The organism is Pandoraea pneumonica (genome assembly GCF_902459645.1).
Classification (GTDB): domain Bacteria; phylum Pseudomonadota; class Gammaproteobacteria; order Burkholderiales; family Burkholderiaceae; genus Pandoraea; species Pandoraea pneumonica.
The window spans coordinates 217,452-226,659 of sequence record NZ_CABPSK010000007.1; the positions used below are offsets into that span (position 1 = coordinate 217,452).

Consider the following 9,208-nt stretch of genomic DNA (forward strand, 5'->3'; position numbering starts at 1 on the left):
GGATCCTTACCTTAGAACTTGAGGCCGGCTTCACGGGCAGCGTCGGCCAAAGCCTTGACGCGACCGTGATAGCGGAAGCCCGAGCGGTCGAAAGAGACGCTTTCGATGCCGGCAGCCTTCGCCTTTTCGGCGATACGACGGCCGATCAGCGCAGCTGCAGCAGCGTTGCCGCCCTTGCCTTCCTTGTCGCCCAGTTCCTTGCGCACTTCGGCTTCCAGCGTCGAAGCGCTGGCCAGCACTTGCGTGCCGTCTTCCGAGAAAACTTGCGCGTAAATGTGCACGTTGGTGCGATGCACGGAAAGGCGATGCACCTTTTGAGCTGCCAGCTTGATACGAGTCTGGCGAGCGCGGCGCACACGTGATTGTTTCTTGTCCATGTTTCGCACCCTTACTTCTTCTTGGTTTCCTTGAGGATCACCACTTCGTCCGCATAGCGGACACCCTTACCCTTGTAGGGCTCGGGCGGACGGTAACCGCGAACTTCCGCAGCCACTTGTCCGATGCGTTGTTTATCAACGCCTTTGATGATGATCTCCGTTTGCGTCGGGGTTTCGGCCTTCACGCCTTCCGGCATGGGGTGCACAACATCGTGCGAGAAACCCAGCTCGAGCTTCAGGTTGTTACCTTCAGCCTTGGCACGGTAACCCACGCCAACGAGTTGCAGCTTCTTTTCGAAACCCTTGCTCACACCAGCAACCATATTGTTGACCAGTGCACGTTCCGTACCATACAGCGCGTTCGCTTCGCGGCTTTCGTCGGCCGGGGCGAAGGTGATGGTGCCGTCTTCAATCTTGACGTTCACGAGGGAATTGATGCCGCGGGTCAACGAACCCAGGGCGCCCTTGACCGTCAGCACATTACCGGCCAGCGTTGCTTCAACGCCCTTCGGCAGTGCAATAGGACTCTTACCTACACGAGACATTTCAACTCTCCTCGGTTAGGCGACGTAGCAGATGACTTCGCCGCCCACGCCAGTGGCGCGTGCTTTGCGATCGGTCATCACGCCCTTCGGGGTCGAGACGATTGCAACGCCCAGGCCATTCATGACCTGCGGGATGTCGTTGCGGCTCTTGTACACACGCAGACCCGGACGCGACACGCGCTCGAGGCGCTCAATCACAGGACGGCCAGCGTAGTACTTCAGTGCAATGTTCAGCACCGGCTTGGTTTCTTCTGCCTCAACCGCGAAGTCTTCGATGTAGCCTTCGTCCTTCAGGACTTTGGCGATCGAGACCTTCAGCTTGGACGAGGGCATCTTCACGGATGCCTTCTCAACCATCTGAGCGTTGCGGATGCGGGTCAGCATATCGGCGATAGGATCGCTCATGCTCATGGTGCTTCTCCTATTACCAGCTTGCTTTGGTCACGCCCGGGATTTCGCCACGGAAGGCGATTTCACGGATCTTGTTACGGGCCAGGCCGAATTTGCGGAAGGTACCGCGCGGACGGCCAGTCAGTTCGCAACGATTGCGTTGACGCGTCGGGTTGGCGTTACGCGGCAGCTGTTGCAGCGCCAGACGTGCTTCATAACGCTCGTCTTCCGACTTGCTGGTGTCTTCGATGATCGCTTTGAGGTCAGCACGCTTGGTAGCGTACTTCGCCGCCAGACGGGCGCGCTTCTTTTCGCGTTCGATAAGTGCCAGTTTAGCCACGATTACCTCAGTTACGGAACGGGAATTTGAACGCCGACAGAAGAGCCTTGGCTTCTTCGTCAGTCTTCGCGGTGGTGGTGATGCTGATGTTCAGCCCACGCAGCGCGTCGATTTTGTCGTACTCGATTTCGGGGAAGATGATCTGTTCCTTCACACCGATGTTGTAGTTGCCACGACCGTCGAACGCACGACCCGAAATCCCGCGGAAGTCACGCACGCGCGGCAGAGCCACGGTGATGAAACGATCCAGGAATTCGAACATACGCTCGCCGCGCAGCGTCACCATCGTACCGATCGGGTAACCTTCGCGGATCTTGAAACCGGCGATAGCCTTGCGAGCCTTCGTCACCACCGGCTTTTGGCCGGCGATCTTCGTCAGGTCGCCAACGGCGTGTTCAATGATCTTCTTGTCAGCAACCGCTTGGCCAAGACCCATGTTCAGGGTGATCTTGGTGATACGCGGCACTTCCATGACAGACTTGTAACCGAACTGAGTCGTCAGCGCGGCAACAACTTTGTCTTTGTAGAACTCTTGCAAACGGGCCATTTTCTATACTCCCTGCGACTTAGGCACCGACGACCGTAGCACCGGTCGTCTTGAGGAAGCGGACCTTCTTGCCGTCTTCGACCTTGATGCCCACGCGCGACGGCTTGCCATTGGCATCCACCAGCGCCACGTTCGAAACGTGGATCGGCATCGTCTTGTCGACCACGCCACCTTGCGTGCCCTTCATCGGGTTCGGCTTGACGTGCTTCTTAGCAACGTTCACGCCCTCGACGACCAACTTGTCGCCATCAACGGCCAGGACCGTGCCACGCTTGGCCTTGTCCTTACCCGTCAGCACGATGACCTGGTCACCCTTGCGAATCTTGTTCATGTGTCGGCTCCTTACAGCACTTCCGGGGCCAGCGACACGATCTTCATGAAACGTTCGGTACGCAGTTCACGCGTAACCGGTCCGAAGATACGGGTGCCGATCGGCTCGAGCTTGGTGTTAAGCAGCACGGCGGCGTTGCCGTCGAATTTGACCAGCGAGCCGTCCTGGCGACGCACGCCCTTGGCGGTGCGCACGACCACTGCGTTGTAGATTTCGCCCTTCTTGACGCGACCACGCGGGGCAGCATCTTTCACGCTGACCTTGATGATGTCGCCAATGCCGGCGTAGCGACGCTTGGAGCCGCCCAGCACCTTGATGCACATCACTTCACGCGCACCGGTGTTGTCGGCTACTTCGAGCCGGGTTTCAGTTTGAATCATGGTGTTATCTTCCCAACTTAATCCGACACATACGCGTCGGTCAGTCTTGGTCCCCGTCAGCACCAAAGGGTGCCGTTTGGGTTGAGTCGTTCAAAAGTGGACAACCTTGCTACCTCAACACGACCCGTAGAGGATACGAATCAGTCTCGGAAGCCATCCACTCCCTTGCGAAACCAAAGACCGGTTTTGGCGAAAGAAGCGGAAAGTCCGGAATTATACATCGATAATTCCGGACTTGCAAGTCAGCCTTCGCTTCGGCGCGCCTTAGATGATGCGGGCGGCTTCCACGAGACGGGAAACCGTCCAGGCCTTGGTCTTCGACAGCGGACGAGTTTCTTGAATCTCGACCGTATCGCCTTCCTTGATCTGGTTGGTTTCATCGTGCGCGTGGTACTTCTTCGAACGCACGATGTACTTGCCGTAGAGCGGGTGCTTCATTTGACGCTCGACCAGCACGGTAACCGTCTTGTCCATCTTGTCGCTGACAACTTTACCCACGAGGGTACGCTTCAGCGAGGTCTTAGCGGTATCGTTCATTTCTGGCTCGCCTTCTCAGTCAACACGGTACGCACGCGCGCGATGTCCTTGCGCACCTTCTTCAGCTGGCTGGTGTTGCTCAGCTGTTGGGTGCCCGCTTGCATGCGAAGACCGAATTGGGCCTTCAGCAGATCCGACAGTTCTTTGTTCAAACCGTCGACATCCTTGGCACGAAGTTCGGATGCTTTCATTTCAATCTCTCCAATCAAGCGCCAAGGCGACGGACGAAGAACGTCGTCTGAATCGGCAGCTTAGCGGCGGCCAGGCGGAACGCCTCGCGAGCCAGCGCTTCATCAACACCGTCCATCTCGTACAGCATCTTGCCCGGTTGAATCTCGGCGACGTAGTACTCAGGGTTACCCTTACCGTTACCCATACGCACTTCGGCCGGCTTTTGCGAGATCGGCTTATCCGGGAAAATACGAATCCAGATACGGCCGCCGCGCTTGATGTGGCGGGTCATGGCACGACGAGCAGCTTCGATTTGACGAGCCGTCAGGCGACCACGACCGACCGCCTTCAGGCCGAATTCGCCGAACGACACTTCGTTGCCACGGGTGGCGACGCCAGTGTTACGGCCTTTCTGCTCTTTGCGATACTTTCTGCGTTTCGGTTGCAGCATGATTATTCTCCAGTCTTGGCGTCGCCTTCAGGCTTGCCAGCCGGACGGCGTGCACCACCGCGCTTCGCGCCGGCCTTATCGCCAGCATCGTCACGACGGGGGCGACGGTCGCCCGGACGCGCGTTGCGGCGCGGACGCTTTTCTTCGGCCGGCTCTTCAGCCACCGGAGCGTCGTTGCGGCCCAGCGTGTCACCCTTGTACACCCACACCTTGATACCGATGATGCCGTACGTCGTCTTCGCTTCCGAGGTTGCGTAGTCGATGTCAGCGCGCAGCGTGTGCAGGGGCACACGGCCTTCGCGGTACCACTCGGTACGGGCGATTTCGATACCGTTCAGGCGGCCAGCGCTCATGATCTTGATGCCTTGGGCACCCAGACGCATCGCGTTCTGCATCGCGCGCTTCATTGCGCGACGGAACATGATACGGCGCTCGAGCTGTTGAGCGATCGAGTCAGCGATAAGCTGCGCATCCGTTTCCGGCTTGCGAATTTCCTCGATGTTCACGTGCACGGGCACGCCCATGCGCTTTTGCAGCTCGGCCTTGAGGATTTCGATGTCCTCGCCCTTCTTACCGATCACAACACCCGGACGCGAGCTAAAAATCGTGATGCGGGCGTTACGTGCCGGACGCTCGATGACCACGCGGCCAACCGAAGCGTTCTTCAGCTTCTTCTTCAGATAATCGCGAACGCCGATGTCTTCTTGCAACATCTGTGCGAAATTCTGATTGTTGGCGTACCAACGCGAAGCCCAGTTACGGCTGACAGCCAAGCGGAAGCCAGTCGGATGAATTTTCTGTCCCATCGTGACCCCTTAGTTGCCCAGCGTCACAGTGATGTGACAGGTTTGCTTCTCGATGCGATTACCACGGCCCTTAGCGCGCGCGGTGAAACGCTTGAGCGAGGTCGCCTTGTCAACGAAGATGCCCTTAACGCGCAGTTCGTCAATGTCAGCACCTTCATTGTGCTCGGCGTTGGCGATTGCCGACTCGAGCACCTTCTTGATGATGACCGCGGCCTTCTTCGGCGAGAAGGTCAGAACATTCAGTGCACGCTCGAGCGGCAGGCCACGAATCTGGTCAGCGACCAGACGCGTCTTCTGCGCCGAGATACGAGCACCTTTATGAATTGCTTTCACTTCCATGATCGGCCCCTTATTTCTTCGCCTTCTTGTCGGCCGCATGGCCCTTGAAGGTACGGGTAAGTGCGAACTCACCCAGCTTGTGGCCGACCATGTTTTCCGTCACGTACACAGGCACGTGTTGACGGCCGTTGTGCACGGCGATCGTCAAACCGATGAAATCGGGCAGAACGGTCGAACGACGCGACCAGGTCTTGATCGGCTTCTTGTCACGCGATGCAGCAGCCGCTTCCACTTTCTTCAGCAGATGAGCGTCGCAAAACGGACCTTTTTTAACAGAACGAGTCATTTGCTAGCTCCTTAACGCTTCTTGCGACGCTGAACAATCATGCTGTCGGTGCGCTTGGTCGAGCGGGTACGCTTACCCTTGGTATGCTGACCCCACGGGCTGACCGGATGACGACCAGCAGCCGTACGACCTTCACCACCACCGTGCGGGTGATCCACCGGGTTCATCGCCACACCGCGAACGGTCGGGCGAATACCGCGCCAACGCTTCGCACCGGCCTTGCCCAATTGGCGCAGGCTGTGCTCTTCGTTACCGACTTCACCGATGGTGGCACGGCACTCGATGTGGATGCGACGGATTTCACCCGAACGCAGACGCACCTGAGCGTAGACACCTTCACGTGCCAGCAGCATTGCCGAAGTACCAGCAGCACGAGCGATTTGCGCGCCCTTGCCCGGCAGAATTTCGATGCCGTGGATCGTGGTACCGACCGGAATGTTGCGGATCGGCAGCGTGTTGCCAGCCTTGATCGGCGCTTCCGAGCCGCTCACCACTTGCTGGCCGACGGTCAGACCGCGCGGAGCAATGATGTAACGACGCTCGCCGTCGGCGTAGCACAGCAGTGCGATGTTCGCGCTGCGGTTCGGGTCATATTCCAGACGCTCAACCTTCGCCGGAATGCCGTCCTTGTTACGACGGAAATCGACGATACGGTAATGTTGCTTATGACCGCCACCCATGTGACGGGTGGTGATGTGACCGTTGTTGTTACGGCCAGCGGTCTTGCTCTTGGTATCCAGCAGCGGGGCAAACGGCTTGCCCTTATGCAGATCCTTGTTGACGACCTTAACCAGGGCACGACGGCCCGGCGATGTCGGTTTCGTTTTGACGAGTGCCATGATTACTTGGCCTCCGCTTCAAAATTGATTTCCTGACCCGGCTTCAGGCTAACGTAGGCCTTCTTCTCGTGGTCGCGACGACCCATGAAGCGGCCAAAGCGCTTTTGCTTGCCCTTGCGGTTCAGGATTTGCACCGACTCGACTTCCACTTTGAAGAGAAGCTCAACAGCAGCCTTCACTTCTTGCTTGTTCGCGTCACGTGCAACTTGGAACACCACTTGCTCGTTCTTGTCGGCCACCAGCGTCGCCTTTTCGGAGATCACCGGGGCGAGCAGGACCTGCATCAGACGATGGTCGTTTTTACGCACGTCGCTCATGACAGCATCTCCTCAATCTTGGCGATCGCGCCCTTCGTCAGCAGCACCTTCTTGAAGTAGATGAGCGACAGCGGGTCGGCGAAACGCGGCTCGGTGACGGCAACGTGAGCCAGATTGCGCGAGGCCAAGAACAGGTTCTCGTCCACGGTATCCGTGATCAGCAGCACCGACTCAAGACCCATGGCCTTGATCTTTTCAGCGAGCAGTTTGGTCTTCGGAGCATCGAGCTTGATGTCTTCGACCACCAACAGACGACCTTCACGGGCGAGCTGCGACAGAATCGAGCACACACCGGCGCGGTACATCTTCTTGTTAACTTTGTGGGTGAAGTTCTCTTCCGGCGAATTCGGGAAGATACGGCCACCGCCGCGCCACAACGGGCTCGACGACATACCGGCACGAGCGCGGCCCGTACCCTTCTGACGCCACGGCTTCTTGGTCGTGTGCTTGACCTGTTCACGGTCTTTTTGCGCACGATTGCCGCTGCGGGCGTTGGCTTGATAAGCCACAACCACTTGGTGGATCAGCGCTTCGTTGTAGTCACGACCGAACACGACGTCCGACGCGTTGACCGCAGCGCCTTCCTGACCTTGCTCATTCAGGAGCTTCAGTTCCATTGTTACGCTCCCTTCGCGAGTTTGGCCTTGACTGCCGAGGTCACGAAAACCTTGCCTTCGTTGGCGCCAGGAACAGCACCCTTCACGAAGATCAGGTTACGCTCAGCGTCAATGCGCGCGATTTCGAGATTCTGCACCGTCGTCGTGACGTCACCCAGGTGACCCGTCATGCGCTTACCCGGGAAAACACGACCCGGATCCTGCGCCATACCGATCGAACCCGGAACGTTGTGCGAACGCGAGTTACCGTGCGAGGCACGGCCCGAAGCGAAGTTGTAACGCTTGATCGTACCGGCGTAGCCCTTACCGATCGACACGCCTTGCACGTCGACCTTCTGGCCTACTTGGAACAGATCAACGCCAACGACTGCGCCCGGCTGCAATTCAGCAGCTTTAGCAGCATCGACGCGGAATTCCTTGAGGATTTCACCGGCTTCGACACCCGCTTTCGCGAAGTGACCGGCGGCGGCTTTGACCACGCGCGTGGCGCGGCGCTTACCGAAAGTGACTTGAACGGCGGTGTAGCCGTCCGTTTCATCCGTCTTGATTTGCGTCACACGGTTGTTAGACACGTCGAGCACGGTAACGGGAATCGAATCGCCGTCGTCCGTGAAAATACGCGTCATGCCAACCTTGCGACCGACAAGGCCAAGGCTCATGATTTTCTCCATTCCCGACTGCGATTGGCCGGGGCTAAATGACAAAAGGATGGTCCACGGATGTGGGCCATCTTTTCAAAACTACACTTGAGCCCGCCATTATAGACGAGCTTTTATCGCTTGACAAGTGTTGCTAAATCGCATAACAAAAGCCCCGCCGGATCCAGCATTGGCGGGGCTTTCAAGAGCAAAGTCGCCCGTAAGCCTTACTGCAGCTTGATCTCGACGTCGACACCAGCCGGCAGATCGAGCTTCATCAGCGCGTCAACCGTCTTGTCCGTCGGATCGACGATGTCCATCAGGCGTTGGTGCGTGCGGATTTCGAGCTGGTCGCGCGACGTCTTGTTGACGTGCGGCGAGCGCAGGATGTCGAAACGCTCGATGCGCGTCGGCAGGGGCACCGGGCCCTTGACGATTGCGCCGGTACGCTTGGCGGTTTCAACGATTTCGGCTGCCGATTGATCGATCAGGCGGTAGTCGAAAGCCTTCAGGCGGATACGGATTTTTTGGTTCTGCATGGAAATTCTCCAAAGAGCGTGGCAGCCCTCGTTCGGGTGCCGGGTACTTCACAAAGAGCAAACAGACGTTCGGTGGCAGGCGCCGGACCTGCCGGCACTTGCCACCTCAAAATCCGCTATTAGGCAATGATCGTAGCGACCACGCCGGCGCCGACGGTACGGCCGCCTTCGCGAATTGCGAAGCGCAGACCTTCGGTCATGGCGATCGGGGCGATCAGCTTAACGGTGATCGACACGTTGTCGCCCGGCATGACCATTTCCTTACCTTCCGGCAGGCTGATCGAACCGGTCACGTCCGTCGTACGGAAGTAGAACTGCGGACGGTAGTTGTTGAAGAACGGCGTGTGACGACCGCCTTCGTCCTTCGACAAGATGTACACCTCACCCGTGAAGTCCGTGTGCGGCTTGATCGAAGCCGGCTTGGCCAGAACTTGACCACGCTGAACGTCTTCACGCTTCGTGCCGCGCAGCAGAATACCCACGTTGTCGCCAGCTTGACCTTGGTCGAGCAGCTTGCGGAACATTTCAACGCCCGTGCAAATCGTCTTGACCGTCGGCACGATACCAACGATTTCGATTTCTTCGCCGACCTTGATCACGCCCGACTCAACACGACCCGTCACAACCGTACCGCGGCCCGAGATCGAGAACACGTCTTCCACCGGCATCAGGAATGCCTTGTCGATGGCGCGCTCCGGCGTCGGGATGTACGTGTCCAGCGCTTCGGCCAGAGCCATGATCGCGGCTTCACCCAGTTC

19 protein-coding genes are annotated in these 9,208 nt (G+C 58.1%); all 19 read right to left on the reverse strand.

All coding sequences use genetic code 11. The annotated features are described in order from the left end of the window. Positions 1–11: 11 nt before the first annotated feature. Positions 12–377: a 50S ribosomal protein L18 gene (rplR, locus tag PPN31114_RS25770; protein WP_039393713.1), complete on the reverse strand. Its 366-nt coding sequence runs from the start codon at positions 375–377 to the stop codon at positions 12–14. An 11-nt stretch (positions 378–388) separates the two neighbouring features. Continuing rightward, the gene (gene rplF, locus PPN31114_RS25775; protein ID WP_150682363.1) at positions 389–922 is read right to left on the reverse strand and encodes a 50S ribosomal protein L6; all 534 of its coding nucleotides are present in this window, start codon (positions 920–922) and stop codon (positions 389–391) included. Positions 923–937: 15 nt separating this feature from the next. Continuing rightward, the gene (rpsH, locus tag PPN31114_RS25780) at positions 938–1,333 is read right to left on the reverse strand and encodes a 30S ribosomal protein S8 (RefSeq protein ID WP_010804123.1); all 396 of its coding nucleotides are present in this window, start codon (positions 1,331–1,333) and stop codon (positions 938–940) included. A 13-nt stretch (positions 1,334–1,346) separates the two neighbouring features. Beyond that, positions 1,347–1,652 (reverse strand): 30S ribosomal protein S14, encoded by a 306-nt coding sequence (gene rpsN, locus PPN31114_RS25785; protein ID WP_069342363.1) that lies wholly within the window; start codon positions 1,650–1,652, stop codon positions 1,347–1,349. Positions 1,653–1,659: 7 nt separating this feature from the next. Continuing rightward, positions 1,660–2,199 carry a 50S ribosomal protein L5 gene (rplE, locus tag PPN31114_RS25790; RefSeq protein WP_058376375.1) on the reverse strand — a complete coding sequence of 180 codons (540 nt, stop codon included), beginning with the start codon at positions 2,197–2,199 and terminating at the stop codon, positions 1,660–1,662. Between the two features lie 19 nt (positions 2,200–2,218). Then, positions 2,219–2,530 carry a 50S ribosomal protein L24 gene (gene rplX / locus PPN31114_RS25795; RefSeq protein ID WP_010804126.1) on the reverse strand — a complete coding sequence of 104 codons (312 nt, stop codon included), beginning with the start codon at positions 2,528–2,530 and terminating at the stop codon, positions 2,219–2,221. A gap of 11 nt (positions 2,531–2,541) precedes the next feature. Beyond that, positions 2,542–2,910, reverse strand: a complete 369-nt coding sequence (gene rplN / locus PPN31114_RS25800; protein WP_010804127.1) for a 50S ribosomal protein L14 — start codon at positions 2,908–2,910, stop codon at positions 2,542–2,544. Positions 2,911–3,174: 264 nt separating this feature from the next. Continuing rightward, positions 3,175–3,447 (reverse strand): 30S ribosomal protein S17, encoded by a 273-nt coding sequence (gene rpsQ, locus PPN31114_RS25805; RefSeq protein ID WP_039374937.1) that lies wholly within the window; start codon positions 3,445–3,447, stop codon positions 3,175–3,177. Then, complete coding sequence (gene rpmC, locus PPN31114_RS25810; RefSeq protein ID WP_010804129.1) at positions 3,444–3,638, reverse strand: 50S ribosomal protein L29; 195 nt, start codon at positions 3,636–3,638, stop codon at positions 3,444–3,446. Before rpmC ends, rpsQ begins: the two co-directional genes overlap by 4 nt. Positions 3,639–3,652: 14 nt before the next feature. Continuing rightward, positions 3,653–4,069 (reverse strand): 50S ribosomal protein L16, encoded by a 417-nt coding sequence (gene rplP / locus PPN31114_RS25815; protein ID WP_010804130.1) that lies wholly within the window; start codon positions 4,067–4,069, stop codon positions 3,653–3,655. A gap of 2 nt (positions 4,070–4,071) precedes the next feature. Further along, complete coding sequence (gene rpsC, locus PPN31114_RS25820; protein ID WP_150682364.1) at positions 4,072–4,875, reverse strand: 30S ribosomal protein S3; 804 nt, start codon at positions 4,873–4,875, stop codon at positions 4,072–4,074. Between the two features lie 9 nt (positions 4,876–4,884). Further along, a complete protein-coding gene (rplV, locus tag PPN31114_RS25825; protein ID WP_150682365.1) occupies positions 4,885–5,214 on the reverse strand; it encodes a 50S ribosomal protein L22 in 330 nt (109 codons plus the stop codon). Positions 5,215–5,224: 10 nt separating this feature from the next. After that, complete coding sequence (gene rpsS / locus PPN31114_RS25830; RefSeq protein ID WP_010804133.1) at positions 5,225–5,500, reverse strand: 30S ribosomal protein S19; 276 nt, start codon at positions 5,498–5,500, stop codon at positions 5,225–5,227. An 11-nt stretch (positions 5,501–5,511) separates the two neighbouring features. Then, complete coding sequence (gene rplB, locus PPN31114_RS25835) at positions 5,512–6,339, reverse strand: 50S ribosomal protein L2 (RefSeq protein ID WP_150682366.1); 828 nt, start codon at positions 6,337–6,339, stop codon at positions 5,512–5,514. Between the two features lie 2 nt (positions 6,340–6,341). Then, positions 6,342–6,656 carry a 50S ribosomal protein L23 gene (rplW, locus tag PPN31114_RS25840; protein WP_058376381.1) on the reverse strand — a complete coding sequence of 105 codons (315 nt, stop codon included), beginning with the start codon at positions 6,654–6,656 and terminating at the stop codon, positions 6,342–6,344. Further along, on the reverse strand, positions 6,653–7,273 hold the full coding sequence (gene rplD / locus PPN31114_RS25845) for a 50S ribosomal protein L4 (protein ID WP_150682367.1): 621 nt from the start codon (positions 7,271–7,273) through the stop codon (positions 6,653–6,655). The genes rplW and rplD overlap by 4 nt, the downstream gene beginning before the upstream one ends. Before the next feature lie 2 nt (positions 7,274–7,275). After that, positions 7,276–7,932 (reverse strand): 50S ribosomal protein L3, encoded by a 657-nt coding sequence (rplC, locus tag PPN31114_RS25850; protein ID WP_150682368.1) that lies wholly within the window; start codon positions 7,930–7,932, stop codon positions 7,276–7,278. Positions 7,933–8,138: 206 nt separating this feature from the next. Beyond that, positions 8,139–8,450 carry a 30S ribosomal protein S10 gene (gene rpsJ / locus PPN31114_RS25855; RefSeq protein ID WP_010804138.1) on the reverse strand — a complete coding sequence of 104 codons (312 nt, stop codon included), beginning with the start codon at positions 8,448–8,450 and terminating at the stop codon, positions 8,139–8,141. 119 nt (positions 8,451–8,569) lie between these two features. Further along, a partial coding sequence (locus PPN31114_RS25860; protein ID WP_246182756.1) for an EF-Tu C-terminal domain-related protein occupies positions 8,570–9,208 on the reverse strand: 639 nt, incomplete at its 5' end.